Annotated in this window: 14 protein-coding genes; 5 read left to right on the top strand and 9 right to left on the bottom strand. The window is 74.1% G+C overall.

The window, feature by feature from the left end; translation table 11 throughout:
* Positions 1-121: 121 nt before the first annotated feature.
* Together ABZ457_RS24685 and ABZ457_RS24680 are read right to left on the bottom strand one after the other, a co-directional pair.
* The gene (locus ABZ457_RS24685) at positions 122-994 is read right to left on the bottom strand and encodes an undecaprenyl-diphosphate phosphatase (RefSeq protein WP_359161061.1); all 873 of its coding nucleotides are present in this window, start codon (positions 992-994) and stop codon (positions 122-124) included.
* A 246-nt stretch (positions 995-1,240) separates the two neighbouring features.
* A complete protein-coding gene (locus tag ABZ457_RS24680; RefSeq protein ID WP_359161059.1) occupies positions 1,241-1,945 on the bottom strand; it encodes a TVP38/TMEM64 family protein in 705 nt (234 codons plus the stop codon).
* A gap of 49 nt (positions 1,946-1,994) precedes the next feature.
* On the opposite strand from ABZ457_RS24680, the gene ABZ457_RS24675 reads away from it, so the two are divergent.
* From ABZ457_RS24675 to ABZ457_RS24665, 3 genes are all read left to right on the top strand, one after another.
* Entirely contained in the window at positions 1,995-2,819 is an 825-nt protein-coding gene (locus tag ABZ457_RS24675; protein ID WP_359161057.1) for a DNA alkylation repair protein, read from the top strand.
* A gap of 471 nt (positions 2,820-3,290) precedes the next feature.
* The gene (gene tuf, locus ABZ457_RS24670) at positions 3,291-4,466 is read left to right on the top strand and encodes an elongation factor Tu (protein WP_359161056.1); all 1,176 of its coding nucleotides are present in this window, start codon (positions 3,291-3,293) and stop codon (positions 4,464-4,466) included.
* A gap of 75 nt (positions 4,467-4,541) precedes the next feature.
* A complete protein-coding gene (locus tag ABZ457_RS24665; RefSeq protein ID WP_359161054.1) occupies positions 4,542-5,387 on the top strand; it encodes a fused MFS/spermidine synthase in 846 nt (281 codons plus the stop codon).
* A gap of 116 nt (positions 5,388-5,503) precedes the next feature.
* Here ABZ457_RS24665 and ABZ457_RS24660 read toward each other — a convergent pair whose 3' ends face one another.
* The gene (locus tag ABZ457_RS24660; RefSeq protein WP_359161052.1) at positions 5,504-6,532 is read right to left on the bottom strand and encodes a hypothetical protein; all 1,029 of its coding nucleotides are present in this window, start codon (positions 6,530-6,532) and stop codon (positions 5,504-5,506) included.
* 110 nt (positions 6,533-6,642) lie between these two features.
* Here ABZ457_RS24660 and ABZ457_RS24655 point away from each other — a divergent pair, with 110 nt between their 5' ends.
* Positions 6,643-7,080 (top strand): DUF4442 domain-containing protein, encoded by a 438-nt coding sequence (locus ABZ457_RS24655; RefSeq protein WP_359161067.1) that lies wholly within the window; start codon positions 6,643-6,645, stop codon positions 7,078-7,080.
* A gap of 68 nt (positions 7,081-7,148) precedes the next feature.
* Here ABZ457_RS24655 and ABZ457_RS24650 read toward each other — a convergent pair whose 3' ends face one another.
* The gene (locus ABZ457_RS24650) at positions 7,149-7,679 is read right to left on the bottom strand and encodes a gamma carbonic anhydrase family protein (protein ID WP_359161050.1); all 531 of its coding nucleotides are present in this window, start codon (positions 7,677-7,679) and stop codon (positions 7,149-7,151) included.
* 204 nt (positions 7,680-7,883) lie between these two features.
* Here ABZ457_RS24650 and ABZ457_RS24645 point away from each other — a divergent pair, with 204 nt between their 5' ends.
* Positions 7,884-9,128 (top strand): cytochrome P450, encoded by a 1,245-nt coding sequence (locus tag ABZ457_RS24645; protein WP_359161047.1) that lies wholly within the window; start codon positions 7,884-7,886, stop codon positions 9,126-9,128.
* Positions 9,129-9,167: 39 nt separating this feature from the next.
* Here the strand turns inward: ABZ457_RS24645 and ABZ457_RS24640 are convergent, their stop codons facing one another.
* The 5 genes from ABZ457_RS24640 to ABZ457_RS24620 all read right to left on the bottom strand — a co-directional run bounded on the left by ABZ457_RS24640 (position 9,168) and on the right by ABZ457_RS24620 (position 14,099).
* On the bottom strand, positions 9,168-10,466 hold the full coding sequence (locus ABZ457_RS24640) for a cytochrome P450 (RefSeq protein ID WP_359161044.1): 1,299 nt from the start codon (positions 10,464-10,466) through the stop codon (positions 9,168-9,170).
* The gene (locus ABZ457_RS24635) at positions 10,463-11,095 is read right to left on the bottom strand and encodes an ATP/GTP-binding protein (protein ID WP_359161041.1); all 633 of its coding nucleotides are present in this window, start codon (positions 11,093-11,095) and stop codon (positions 10,463-10,465) included. Before ABZ457_RS24635 ends, ABZ457_RS24640 begins: the two co-directional genes overlap by 4 nt.
* On the bottom strand, positions 11,076-11,438 hold the full coding sequence (locus tag ABZ457_RS24630; protein WP_359161039.1) for a DUF742 domain-containing protein: 363 nt from the start codon (positions 11,436-11,438) through the stop codon (positions 11,076-11,078). The genes ABZ457_RS24635 and ABZ457_RS24630 overlap by 20 nt, the downstream gene beginning before the upstream one ends.
* The gene (locus tag ABZ457_RS24625; RefSeq protein WP_359161036.1) at positions 11,435-11,854 is read right to left on the bottom strand and encodes a roadblock/LC7 domain-containing protein; all 420 of its coding nucleotides are present in this window, start codon (positions 11,852-11,854) and stop codon (positions 11,435-11,437) included. Before ABZ457_RS24625 ends, ABZ457_RS24630 begins: the two co-directional genes overlap by 4 nt.
* Before the next feature lie 112 nt (positions 11,855-11,966).
* Complete coding sequence (locus tag ABZ457_RS24620) at positions 11,967-14,099, bottom strand: ATP-binding protein (RefSeq protein ID WP_359161033.1); 2,133 nt, start codon at positions 14,097-14,099, stop codon at positions 11,967-11,969.
* Positions 14,100-14,231: the final 132 nt, after the last annotated feature.

Raw genomic sequence — 14,231 nt, 5'->3', positions numbered from 1 at the left:
CACCCACCCGCGCCCCGCCGCCGCCCCCCGCGGGCGCGGGGCGGGGCCGGCGCCTGCGGCCCCGCCCCCCCGCGGCGCCGCCGCGGGGGGGGGGCGGGGGGGCCCCCCCCCCCCCCCCGGCTCAGTGGCTCGACTCGCCCGCGTGCGGGCTCAGCACACCCGTCCCGACCAGGATGAACAGCACGATGCCCAGCAGGATCCGGTAGACCACGAAGGGCATGAAACTGCGCGTGGTGATGAACTTCATGAACCACGCGATGACCGCGTATCCGACCGCGAACGCGACCAGCGTCGCGAAGATCGTCGGCCCCCAGGAGACATGGCCCTCCCCGGCCTCCCGCAGCTCGTACAGCCCGGAGGCCAGCACCGCCGGGATCGCCAGCAGGAAGGAGTAGCGGGCCGCCGACTCGCGGGTGTAGCCCATCAGCAGACCGCCGCTGATCGTCGCGCCCGAGCGGGAGACGCCCGGGATCAGCGCCAGCGCCTGGCAGAAGCCGTAGATCAGGCCGTCCCGGACCCCGAGGTCCTTCAGCGTCTTGCGCTCCCGCTTCACCCGGTGCCGCCCGCCCGCCTCGTCACGGGCGGCGAGCCGGTCCGCGACGCCCAGCACCACACCCATGACGATCAGGGTGGTGGCGATCAGCCGCAGATCCCGGAACGGCCCCTCGATCTGGTCCTTGAGGGTCACCCCCAGTACACCGATCGGGATCGACCCCACGATCACCAGCCAGCCCATCTGGGCATCGTGGTCGGAGCGCATCGCCTTGTCGGTGAGCGAACGCGTCCACGCCGTCAGGATCCGGGCGATGTCCTTGCGGAAGTAGATGAGCACGGCCGTCTCCGTGCCGATCTGGGTGATCGCGGTGAAGGCCGCGCCCGGGTCCTGCCAGCCCGCGAAGGCGGCGGTCAGCCGCAGATGCGCGCTGGAGGAGATCGGGAGGAACTCCGTCAGCCCCTGGACGAGTCCGAGGATGAATGATTCGAACCAAGACATTGAAAGCTATGCCACCCAAGAAGTGATCACGGCCCGCCCGGTGAACGCCCGGACCGGCGCTGAGGTATCGGGGCCCTTCCTGAGTCGCTCACCGTGCTGACGATCGGTCAGGCGCCCATACGGACAAGGGCCCGAAACGCGCACGCCGGAGCGTGCGCCGAGGGGGCCCGACGCCGGTCGGGGGCACTGTAGCGCCCCAAAATGACGGGACCCTGAACACGCCGTGGAGCCGCGCCGATCACTCGTTCAGGGGGTGCCCGGCAAGCGGTGCCGCCTGCGCCACGCCACCACCGCCGCGGCGAGTCCGGTCAGCACGATGAAGCCCATCGCGATCAGGAACTCGGGCGAGGTGGGCGACCCGGCCCGGCTGCCGGCCACCACGTACGCGGCCGTGTTCGGGATCGACCCCAGGGCCGTGGCCAGCAGAAAGGGCGCGTAGCCCATCCGGGAGATCGCCGCGCAGTAGTTGGCCGCCGCGAACGGCACCCCGGGGAACAGACGTATCGCCAGCATCGAGCGGAAGCCGTGCCGGCTGAGCTGGCCGTCGGCCGCCCGCAGCCACCGCCCGCGCAGCAGGGGCCGCAGCGCCTCCTGGCCGAGGAGCCGGCCGAGGGTGAACGCGATCCCGGCGCCCAGCACCGTCCCGGCGACCGCCGCCGGGAGTCCGGCCTGGGTGCCGAAGAGGGCGCCCGCGGCCAGGTTGAGGATCGGCCGGGGCACGAACGCGGCCGTGCACACGCCGTACCCGACGGCGAACAGCACGATCGCGGCGACCCCGCTCACCTGCGGAAGCCCCTCGGACAGCAGTCTCTGCGGCTCGTACAGCACGACGGCGACGGCGGCCGACGCCAGCAGCACGAGGAGCAGGGACAGCCGCGACCAGGGGGAGAACACGGCCCTGGACGCGCGGACCGAGAGGCCGGAGACCGGCCGGGGGGCGGGGGCGAGCATCCGGGGAGACTAACCGACGAAGGTGTCCGATCGCCGTAATCTGTGCCCTATGACGCACTCGGCCCCGGACCCGGCGGCGCTTCCGGACCGGGCACCGGGCTCGAATCCGAACCCGGGCCATGGCCCGGCCCCGCGATCGGCGCCGGGGCCGGCCGCCGCGCCGGAGCCCGGGCGCACCCCGCTCGCGGACACCGTGCTCGCCCGGGTGACGGAGGTGTTCCCGACGGCGGCCGACCCCGAGCGGGCGGCCGGGGCCGCCGCGTACATGAAGGACGTCGCCCCCTTCCTCGGCATCCCCACCCCGCTGCGGCGGCGACTGGCGCGTGAGGTGCCGGCCGGGCTGCCGGCCCCGGCGGAACGCGACTGCGCGGCCGTCGCGCTGGGCTGCTGGGCGCTGCCCGAGCGCGAGTACCACTACTTCGCCGCCGACTACCTGCGCCGCCATGTCGGGCGCTGCGGCTCCGGCTTCCTGCCCGTGGTCCTCCGCCTCGTCACCACCGTGCCCTGGTGGGACACGGTGGACACGCTCGCCGCCCATGTCGTCGGGCCCCTGGTCGCCGCCGACCCGGCGCTCCGCGCCGACATGGACCGCTGGATCGACGACGAGCGCCTGTGGGTGGCCCGGACCGCCCTGCTCCACCAGCTCCGCCACAAGGAGCGCACCGACACCGACCGGCTCTTCGGCTACTGCCTGCGGCGCGCGGACCACCCCGACTTCTTCATCCGCAAGGCCATCGGCTGGGCGCTGCGGGAGTACGCCCGGACCGACCCGGACGCGGTCCGGCACTTCCTTGCCGGCGCCCGCGGCCGGCTGTCGCCGCTCTCCGTCCGCGAGGCGGCGAAGCACCTGGGCCCGCTGCCGCCGCCCGCCTGACGGCGACCCCCGGCCGGGCCGGGGACCGACCGATGCCCTGGACCCCGCCCGGCCGGGATCGCGACCCCGCCCCCCGGCCCGTCCCGCCCGACGCCGCGTCAGGCCCGCCCCCCGGCCCGGTCGGGACCACCCGACGCCGCGTCAGGCCCCGCCCGTACCGCCTGACGCCGGATCAGGTCGCGCACGCCCCCGCCCGTCCCGCCCGAAAACCGGTCGACGCCGTGCGCCCCCGTCCCCGATGATCGACGCATGTTCCGGCACGCCTTCCCCGCAGCGCCGTCCGCAGTCGCGGACGCGCCGAAGGCTGCCGTCCTCTTCCCGGCGGCGGCCGCCGCAGCAGCGGCCGCGGCTTTCGGCGGCGCACGACGCTGACCCTTCCCGGACAGTCCGGCGGACCCCGCAGGGGGAGGGTCGGCAGGCTCCAGGGGTCCCGAACGCTCCGAACGGTTCCGGGAAGGAACACACTCCGCCATGTCCAAGACGGCATACGTGCGCACCAAGCCGCACCTCAACATCGGCACCATGGGCCACGTCGACCACGGCAAGACCACGCTGACCGCCGCCATCACCAAGGTGCTCAGCGAGCGCGCCGGGGGTGGCACCTCCTACGTCGCCTTCGACCGCATCGACCGCGCCCCCGAGGAGGCCCGGCGCGGTATCACCATCAACATCGCGCACGTCGAGTACGAGACCGACACCCGCCACTACGCCCATGTCGACATGCCCGGACACGCCGACTACGTGAAGAACATGGTCACCGGGGCCGCCCAGCTGGACGGCGCGATCCTCGTCGTCTCGGCCCTCGACGGCGTGATGCCGCAGACCGCCGAGCACGTCCTGCTCGCCCGCCAGGTGGGCGTCGACCACATCGTGGTCGCGCTCAACAAGGCGGACGCGGGCGACGACGAGCTGACCGACCTGGTGGAGCTGGAGGTCCGCGACCTGCTCACCGCGCACGGCTACGGCGGCGAGTCCGCCCCGGTCGTGCGGGTGTCGGGGTTGCGGGCGCTGGAGGGCGACCCGCGCTGGACGGGCGCGATCGAGGCCCTGCTCGACGCCGTGGACACCTATGTGCCCATGCCCGTGCGGTACACCGACGCCCCGTTCCTGCTGTCCGTGGAGAACGTGCTCACCATCACGGGCCGCGGCACCGTCGTCACCGGGGCCGTGGAGCGCGGCACCGTGCGCGTCGGGGACCGGGTGCAGGTTCTCGGCGCGGACGCGGAGACCGTGGTCACCGGCCTGGAGACCTTCGGCAAGCCGATGGAGTCGGCCGAGGCCGGGGACAACGTCGCCCTGCTGCTGCGCGGCCTGCCACGGGACGCGGTGCGCCGGGGCCATGTGGTCGCCGCGCCCGGCAGCGTGGTGCCCAGCCGGCGCTTCACCGCGCAGGTGTACGTGCTCTCCGCGAAGGAGGGCGGCCGCAGCACGGCGGTCTCCAGCGGGTACCGGCCGCAGTTCTACATCCGCACGGCGGACGTGGTCGGCGACATCGACCTCGGCGGGGCGGCGGTCGCCCGGCCCGGTGAGACGGTCGCCATGACCGTGGAGCTGGGGCGGGACGTGCCGCTGGAGTCCGGGCTCGGCTTCGCGATCCGCGAGGGCGGGCGCACGGTCGGCGCCGGCACCGTGACCGAGGTGCTCTGAGCCCCTCGGCGGGGGGCGGTCCCCAGGGGCCGCCCCCTTTCCGTACGGGGGCACGGGCGCGGGCACAATGACACGGTGAACGACCCGATCCCCGTCACCCGCGCCGTCGACGGCGGCACCGCCAAGCTGATGCCGGACGTCGACCGCGCCCGGGCCTGGCTGCTGACCGTCGACGGGGCACCGCAGTCGTACGTCGACCTCGACGACCCGGAGCACCTGGAGTTCGAGTACGCCCGCCGCCTCGGGCACGTCCTCGACTGCGCGGCGCCCGAGGGGGAGCCGCTGGACGTGCTGCACCTCGGCGGCGGGGCGCTGAGCCTGCCGCGCCGGGTCGCGGCGACCCGCCCCGGCTCCCGGCAGACGGTGGCCGAACGGGACGGACGCCTCAGCGCCCTCGTCGCCGAGTGCCTGCCCCTGCCGCCCGGCAGCGGTATCACCGTGCACACGGCGGACGCCCGCGCCTTCCTCGCCGGGCGGCCGGACGACAGCGCCGACGCGGTGGTGGCCGACGTCTTCGGCGGCTCCCGCGTCCCCGCGCAGGTCACCTCGCTCGACTACGCGCGCGAGGCGGCCCGGGTGCTGCGGCCGGGCGGGGTCTACGCGGCGAACCTCGCCGACGGGGCGCCGTTCGCCTTCCTCCGCTCCCAGCTGGCCACCTTCGCGGCCGTGTTCACGGAGCTGGCGCTGATCGCCGAGCCCCCGGTGCTCAAGGGCCGCCGCTTCGGCAACGCGGTCCTGGTGGCCGCGCGGGTCCCGCTGGACCTCGCGGGGCTGTCCCGCCGGGCGGCGGCCGACGCCTTCCCCGCCCGGGTCGAGCACGGCCCGGCGCTGGCGCGCTTCACCGGGAACGCCCGCCCGGTACGGGACGCCGACGCGGTCGCCTCACCCGAGCCGCCGGCCGGCGCGTTCGGTATCGGCTGACCCCGCGCCGAGCGCCCGAGAGCCCCCCCGGGCCCGCCCGGCGGGACGGGCCCGGGCGGGCCCGCTCACGGCCCGGCCCGGGGCTCAGGACCCCGGCGGGCCGGGCTCCGCGTGCCTCAGGTGCTCGGCGTCGAGAGCCGGACGGTGCTGAGGATCTTCTGGATCGTCGCGTCGTCCAGTTCCTCGGAGACACCCGTCGCCGCGTACAGGACCCAGCTCTTGAACTCGCCCTTGGGGTCCTTGAAGGAGAAGGCGATGGACTTGCCGTCCGTCTCGCACTTGTTCTCCTTCTTGACGCCCTTCGCGGTGGCCGTCGAGACACTGCCCTTGAGGCCGGAGGACGTGGTGTACGCCTTCGCCTTGGTGATCTTGACGGTGCCCTTGGGCTCGGTCTGCGCGTACGCCGCCCAGACCCAGTTGCCCGCCTCGTTGTACGCGGCCTCGTCGGCGTTCTTCGCGCCCTTGCCGCCCTTGGTGCCCACGGCGCTCAGACCGTAGTCCTCGGGGTCGCCGTCCTTCTCCGTGTCGAACTCGCACCACTTGCTCTTGAGGTACGCGGGCGCGCTCATCATGACGACGGGGGAGCCGTCTTCCTTCTTCTCGTCCTCGAAGCCGGTGGCCATGCCGCTGCTGGCGACCTCCCACTCCGGCGGCACGTCGAACTGCGTGCCGTGCTTGGGGTTGGTGACGACCTTCCAGCCCTCGATGGTGGGCTTGGCGTCACCGCCCGCGCGCGGGTTCTCGGTGGGGCTCGGCGCCTCGGTCGGCTCGTCCGAGGCGGACTGGGAGGGCGACGAGGACGCGGCGGGCGCGCCCTTGTCCGAGCTGCCGCCCTTGTCGTCCTTGCCGAGCACGAGGAAGCCGGTGACACCGGCGGCCACGACCACCGCGGTCGCGGCGACGATCGCGGTGATCGTCGTCTTCCGCTTGTCGTCGCCCCCCGGCCGGGGAGCACCGGGCGGCGCGCCCGGGACCGCGTACTGGGGCACCGTCGGCTGCTGGTACGGGTTGGGCTGCTGCGGGTAGCCCTGTTGCTGGTACCCCGGCTGCTGGTACGGATTCGGCTGCTGGTACCCCGGCTGCTGGTACGGGTTCTGGTCCTGCGGGTTCTGCTCGCCCCCGGGCGGCTGCTGTCCTGGCCACATGGCCAGTAACCATAAGGGGGCGGGCGCGGCAGTTCCACGTCCGGCCTGTGAAGGGTATGGTCAAGTGCTGCTACTCGCGGGTAACATCCGGGGTCATGAGCGCAGAAGAGATGTCCCTGGGCGAGCTGCTCGCCGCGACGGTCCCCATGGTGAAGACCCTCAACCTGGAATACCTGGAGACCACCCCCGAGCGGGCGGTCCTGCGGCTCCCCGACCAGCCCGAGTACCACAACCACGTGCAGGGCCCGCACGCCGGCGCCATGTTCACCCTCGCCGAGTCGGCGAGCGGCGCCATCGTCCTCGCGGCCTTCGGCGACCAGCTCTCGCGCGCCGTGCCGCTCCCGGTGACCGCCCGTATCGACTTCAAGAAGATCGCCCGCGGGGTCGTCACCGCCACCGCCGTCCTCGGCCGCCCGGTCGCCGACGTCCTCAAGGAGCTCGACGCGGGCGAGCGCCCCGAGTTCGCCGTGAAGGTCGCCATCACCCGCGAGGACGGCGCCGTCACCGGCGAGATGGACATCCTCTGGACCCTGCGTCCCAACAGCTGAAACCCGGGCCCGCACAGGCCGTCCGCCCCGCACAGGCCGTCCGCCGTGCGACGGACGGCCGGGGCCGCTCAGCCGCCGTGGGCCGCGCGGTGCTGCTCCGCGAGGTCCACATAGACCGCCGCGTTGAGCTTGATCCCCTCGCGCTCCTCCTCCGTCAGCTCCCGGCGCACCTTCGCCGGGACGCCCGCCACCAGCGAGCCCGGCGGCACCCGCATGCCCTGCGGGACGAGCGCCTGCGCCGCGACCAGCGATCCGGCGCCGATGTGCGCGCCGTTGAGGACGGTCGCGCCCATCCCGATCAGGACGTCGTCCTCCACGGTGCAGCCGTGCAGCACCGCGTTGTGCCCCACCGACACCCGCTCGCCCACCGTCACCGGGAAGCCCGGGTCCACATGGACGGTGCAGTTGTCCTGGATGTTGCTCTCCGCGCCGATCGCGATGGGGCCGCCGTCCGCCCGCAGCACGCTCTGGTACCAGACGCTCGCGCCCGCCGCGAGGGTCACCTCGCCCAGTACCACCGAGGTGGGCGCCGTGAACGCCCCCGGGTCGACCTCCGGCTCCTTGCCGCCCACACCCGCGATCAGTGCCCGCTCCGCCATCTCTTCCGCTCCTCGCCTCGCCGTGTCCCGCTGTGCCTGCTGTGCCTGCCGTGCCTGCCGTGCCTGCACGCACGGTAGGCGACCGCGCCCGCCCCCGCCCCGCCGGGGGCGCGCCCGCTCCGCCACGGACGCCGTCTGTCTCGGTCGTCGAACGGTCAATAACCTTGCGGACAGCGCCTGTTGACGACCGATCGAGGGAGTGCCATGGCCACCGCACAGCAGACCCCCGACCACCCCGCCATCCCGGACATCCTGTCGCCCGAGTTCGCCGCCGACCCCTACGCCGCGTACCGCCTGATGCGTGAACACGCCCCGCTGATCCACCACGAACCCACCGCGAGCTGGATCATCTCCCGCTACGAGGACGTGGAACGGGCCTTCAAGGACAAGGAGTCCGTCTTCACCACCGAGAACTACGACTGGCAGATCGAACCCGTCCACGGCCGCACCATCCTCCAGCTCAGCGGCCGCGAACACGCCGTGCGCCGGGCCCTGGTCGCCCCCGCCTTCCGGGGCACCGAGCTGCGCGACACCTTCCTGCCCGTGATCCGGCGCAACGCCCGCGAACTCGTGGACGCCGTACGCCACAAGGGCGAGGCCGACCTGGTGGACGCCTTCGCCACCCGCTTCCCGGTCAATGTGATCGCCGACATGCTCGGCCTCGACAAGGCCGACCACGCCCGCTTCCACGGCTGGTACACCAGCGTGATCGCCTTCCTCGGCAACCTCGCCGGCGACCCGGAGATCGCCGCCGCCGGCGAACGGACCCGCACCGAGTTCGCCGCCTATATGTTCCCGATCATCCGCAGCCGCCGGGAGAACCCCGGCCGCGACCTGCTCTCCGTCCTCTGCGCCGCCGAGGTCGACGGCGTCCGCATGAGCGACGAGGACATCAAGGCCTTCTGCAGTCTGCTGCTTGCCGCCGGCGGGGAGACCACCGACAAGGCGATCGCCGGGATCTTCGCCAACCTGCTCACCCACCCCGAGCAGCTCGCCGCCGTCCGCGAGGACCGCTCGCTGATCGACCGGGCCTTCGCCGAGACCCTGCGCTACAGCCCGCCGGTGCACATGATCATGCGGCAGACGGCCACCGAGGTCACCGTCAGCGGCGGCACCATACCGGCCGGCGCCACGGTCACCTGCCTGATCGGCGCCGCCAACCGCGACGGGACCCGCTACCGCGACCCCGACCGCTTCGACATCTTCCGCGACGACCTCAGCACGGCCAACGCCTTCTCCGCGGCCGCGGACCACCTCGCCTTCGCCCTCGGCCGGCACTTCTGCGTCGGCGCCCTCCTCGCCCGCGCCGAGGTCCGGGAGGGCGTCGACCAACTCCTGGACGCCATGCCGGACATGCGTCTCGCGGACGGCTTCGAGCCCACCGAGGAGGGGGTGTTCACGCGGGGCCCGAAGACCCTCCCGGTCCGGTTCACCCCGGTCGCCGCCTGAGCGCGCGGTGCCGTGACCCCGGCCGGGGCGCGGACCGAGTCACTGCATCACGGGGGTGAACCGCACCGGCAGCGCGGTCAGTCCCCGCATCCACACCGAGGGCCGCCAGGCCAGCTCCGCCGGCTCGACGGCGAGCACCACGTCCGGCAGCCGCTCCAGCAGGGTCTCCACCGCCGTGCGCGCGATCACGTCGGCGAGCATCGGCGCCGGGTACGGGCACCGGTGCTCGCCGTTGCCGAACGACAGATGCGCCGCGTTCTCCGCGCCCACATGCCCCTCGGGCCAGATCTGCGGATCGGTGTTGGCCGCCGCGAGCCCCAGCACCACACAGTCGCCCGCCCGGATCCGGCGCCCCGCGAGGGTGGTGTCCCGCACCGCCCACCGGCCGATGAAGTTCTGCGTCGGGGTGTCCAGCCACAGCACCTCGTTGAGCGCCTGGCCGACGCTCAGCCGCCCGCCCGAGACGTTCAGCGCGAACCGGTCGTCGGTGAGCAGCAGCCGCAGGGTGTTGCCGATCCAGTTCGCCGTCGGCTGCTGCGCCGCCGCGATCACCGAGATCAGGTCCTGGACGATCTCCTCGTCCGAGAGCCCCGCCGGGTGGGAGAGCATCCGCGAGGTGACGTCCGCGCCCGGGACCGCCCGCTTCTCCTTCACGAGCCGCCGGATGCGCTCCTGCACCCGGACATAGGCCGCCACCGGGTCGTCGCCCTCGCCCGCGTCCAGGGAGATCCGCAGATCCCGCACCAGCTCCTCGGTGTCCGTGCCGCGCGCCGGCATCCCGCACATCTGGACCGCGGCCCGCATCGGCAGGGCGTGCGCATAGGCCGACATCAGCTCCGCCTGCCCGCTGCCCGCGAAGGCGTTGATCAGCAGACCGGCGATCCTGCGGCACCACTGGGCCAGTTCGAACTGGTCGACCACCTCCAGCGCCTCGGTGATCACCGAGGCCCGGAGCTGGTGCTCGGCCCCCTCGGTGAACAGCACCGACGGCTGGTACCCGACGAACGGCATCAGCGGCCAGTCCACCGGGATCGCCTCCCACTGGTTCCAGCGCCGCGAGTCCCGGGCGAACAGGTCGTCGTGCGCGGTCACATAGCTGACCTCCGGATAGCCCAGCACCAGCCACGCCGGCACGTCCCCGTCCAGCAGGACCGGGGCCACGGCCCCGTAGCGGCGGCGCAGTTCCCGGTACAGCTCGGCCGGCGTCTGCTGGTACTCCAGCCCGCCGAGCCGTACGGCGGTTTCGTGCGCCGGGCAGCCCGCGGGCGGGGGGACGGCGGGCGGGGGGACGGCGGCGGCCGGGGACGCGGTCGGCAGGTGTCCCGACGGTTCGTTCATGGGGTTCTCTCCCGGGCCTTGGCGAGATCGCGGAGATGGTCGACGAGGGTGATCAGGACGTGCTTGCCGGACGAGCGGACCCGCGCGTCGCAGTCGATCAGCGGGACGTGCTCCCCGAGGGAGAGCGCCTGGCGGATCTCGTCCAGGGAGAAGGCCGCCTGGTCGCCGTCGAAGCGGTTGACCGCCACCACGAAGGGCGTCCGGTGGTGCTCCAGGCGGTCGATCGCGTACCAGGAGTCGCTCATCCGCCGGGTGTCGACGAGGACGACGGCACCGAGGGTTCCGGAGAACAACCGGTCCCACAGGAACCAGAAGCGCTCCTGGCCCGGGGCGCCGAACAGGTAGAGCACCATACGGTCGTTGAGGCTGATCCGGCCGAAGTCGAAGGCGACGGTGGTGGTCGACTTGCGGGCCACGGCGGAGGTCTCGTCGACCCCGACGCCCGCCTTGGTCATGACCTCCTCGGTGTTCAGCGGCCGGATCTCGCTCACCGAGCGCACCAGCGTGGTCTTGCCCACGCCGAAGCCGCCGACCACGACGATCTTCAGGCCGGTGTCCGCCGCGCGGCCGAGCGGGGTCCGGGCGGACGGCTCGGCGGCCGGGGGCAGTTCAGAGGTTGCGGAGTCCATGCAGCACCTCCTCCAGGAGGTCCGAGCCGGGCAGACAGACGTCGCCCGGCGGCGCCTTGCGCGGATGACGTGCTGTGATACGGCCGGTGGCGAGCAGGTCGCCGAGCAGGATGCGGACCACGGTCACCGGCATCCCGAGATCGGCGGCGATCTCCACGACCGCCGCCGGGGTCCGGCACAGCCGCAGGATCCGTACGTGCTCCGACTGCATCCCGGGCGTCGGTGCGCATTCGGCGACGATCAGGGTGACGAGGTCGAACGAGTCGTCCGCGGCCCGGCTGCGCCCGCCGGTGACGGTGTACAGCCGTTCCGGGGCGCCCACCTCGACGGGCCGGCGTGTCATGAGAGGGGGGTCTCCTGGGCGGGCAGCCGGGGCTCGGCCCGCAGATGGTCGCCGATCTGCTCGACGAGTTCGGTCATCCGGTGCCCGACGACGCCCGGGTCGGCGCCGTCCCCGGCGACGACGGCGAGGTGCGCGCCGTCCCCGGCCTCGACGATGAACAGCAGTCCGCCGTGGAACTCGGTCATCGAGTGCCGCACCCCTCCGCTGCCGTCCCCGAACTCGACGGACGCGCCCTGGGCCAGGGCCTGGATGCCCGAGCAGACGGCGGCGAGCTGGTCGGCCTGGTCGAGGGTGAGATGGGGGCTCCAGCAGAGCTTGAGGCCGTCCCGGGAGAGCACCAGGGCGTGCCGGGTCCCCGGCGTCCGTTCCAGCAGGCTCTCCAGGAGCCAGGTCAGGCTGTTGTCGGTGGTCTGCATGGTGTCCACGGGGCGTGCCCGGTGCCCGGAGCGCGGGCGGGCGCCCCTGCCTCCTGTCTCGTGGGGGTCGTGGTTCCGGTCGTGGTACCGGTCGTGTGGCGTGGCCCGGGGGTCAGGTGCCGTTCGCGGTGTCGTGGGGGGCGCGGGGCTCGGGGACCTGGCCCGCTCCGGAGGCGTCGGCCTCGGGGGCGGCGGGCGGCTCGCCCGGGTCGCCCGGGTTCACCGCTCTCGCCGTGCGGCGGGCCTGGGCGAACGCGCCGAACTGCGCGCCCGCGTCCCGGGCGCCGCGGGGCGGCTCGCCCCGGTCCCCGGCGGCCTCGGGCCGGCCGCGGTCCGCCGCGGCCATGGTGCGCCCCGGGGGCCGCACGGGCAGCCCGCCGGCGGTGGCGACCCGCCGGGTCCCGTGGCCGTGCGGCGCGGCGTCGCCCTTACCGGAGCCGGACGAGCCGGTGTCGTACGAGCCGGTGTCGTACGCACCGGGCTCCGAGACCCCGGTGGGCCCCACGACGAACGCGCCCGAGTCACCCGGTCCGGTGGCGAACGCGCCCGAGTCACCCGGTCCGGTGGCAAACGCGCCCGAGTCATTCGGTCCCGTGGCGAACGCACCCGCGCCGCCGAAGGAGCCCGTGTCGTACGCCCCCGCGCCCCGCGCACCCGTGCCGTACGCCCCCGTCTCGTACGCGCCCGCCGCGCCGAGCGTTCCCGCCCCGGTCGTGGCGTCGCCGAACGCGCCCGCGTCCCAGGGCGCGGCCGCCGCCGGGACGGGCGTGCCCCCGGGCGGGGTCGCCACCGTCGTGTAGTCCACCCGCGCGCCGCCCGCGAGGGAGGTGCCCGAGCCGGAGGCCGTCGGCGCCTCCGGGGTACCGGCCGGGAGGGCGTCGTCCCCCGCGTCCTCGTCCCGCGGCTGCGCCAGGAGCGGGGAGGGGAAGAGGACGACCACACCGGTGCCGCCCCGCGAGGACGGGCGGAAGCTCACGCTCATGCCGTACTTCGCCGCCAGCATGCCCACCACGGTCAGCCCCAGCCGGGTGCCCTGGAGGTGCGCGAGGTCCGTGACCCGGCCGGACACCGCCTCCTCGGCCCGCCGCATCGCCGCGTCCGCCATCTTCAGTCCGCTGTCCTCGATGGTGACCACCAGGCCCGCCGTGCGCTCCTCCACATAGACGTGGACCTCGTCGACCGGCGGCGAGAAGTTGGCCGCGTTGTCCATGAGTTCGGCGAGCAGGTGCATCACTCCCTCGGCCGCGAACCCGGCCAGCGAGGCGGTGCTCGACGAGTGCAGCCGCACCCGCTGGTAGGCGGCGATCCGGCCGGCCGCGCCGCGCAGGACGCTCTCCACGGGGATCGGCTTGTTCCACGCGCGGCTGGCGCGGCCGCCCATCAGCAGGGCCAGGCGGTCGGTCATCAGGCCGAGCTGGGAGGTGTTGTGGTCCAGCCGCAGCAGGTCCCCGAAGACCTCCTCGCCGTGCCGGTCCTGCATGTCCCGCAGATCGGCCAGCATGGACACGGCCTTGGCCTGCACCCGGCTCAGCGCCTTGGCGCTCGCGCCCTGGGCCGCCGCCGCCCGCCGTTCGCTCAGGGCCAGTTCGCGGACGAGGGCGTCGGCGAGGACCCGCAGCCGGGAGTCGGCGGGCAGTTCGAGTTCGCCGAGGACCGTCTCGGCCGAGGCGCCCTCGCGCAGCCGGGCGACCGTCGCGGGGACCGTCACCGAGGTCAGCCGGTCGATTCCGTCCGCCGCCAGCGCCAACTGCCGTACCGCCCGGTGGCTGTTGGCGGCGGCCGAGCGGGCGCGCTGCTCGGCGGCGGTCAGCTCGGACCCGAAGGTCTGGAGGACGCGCCGCAGCTGGGCGTCCTTCGGCGGCGTCACGGTCGCCAGCACCTGCTCGGCGCTCTCGCCGTCCCCGACCCGCTTGACCACGGAGGGCACGGTGACGTTGACCAGATGGGCCGCGTCCGCGTCGAAGCGGGCGGAACGGGCCCGCAGGGTGCGCAGTTCGGCGTCGGCGGCGGCGGACGCCCGGCGCGCGCGGCCCACCGCGCCGGCGCCCGCGACCACGGCGGCCGCGAGGCACAGCCAGGCCGCGCAGACCGTGACGAGGACCCAGGAGCCGGCCGCGTCGGGCGCCGCGGCACTCACCGCGGCCCCGACGACTGCGGCGGCCACCAGCCAGGCGGCCTGGACGGCGGCCGGCACCGGGCGTGGCGTGAGGTTTCTGCGTGACGGGGAACTGGCTGGCACTGGCATTCCGCGATTCCTGGCTGATCGAGTGCGGGACGTTCACGGGACGGGGACGCGGGGTGGTCGAGGGGGAGTCGAGCCCGCGACCCCGGAGCGGGGAGGTGCGGGTGAGCGCGCCTCCGCGGTCACTCAGGGTGA

It is taken from the genome of Streptomyces sp. NPDC005805 (genome assembly GCF_040630445.1).
In the GTDB taxonomy this organism is placed as follows: Bacteria; Actinomycetota; Actinomycetes; order Streptomycetales; family Streptomycetaceae; genus Streptomyces.
The sequence above is the reverse complement of the archived record's forward strand: the minus strand, read 5'-3'. Positions and strand labels throughout refer to the sequence as shown.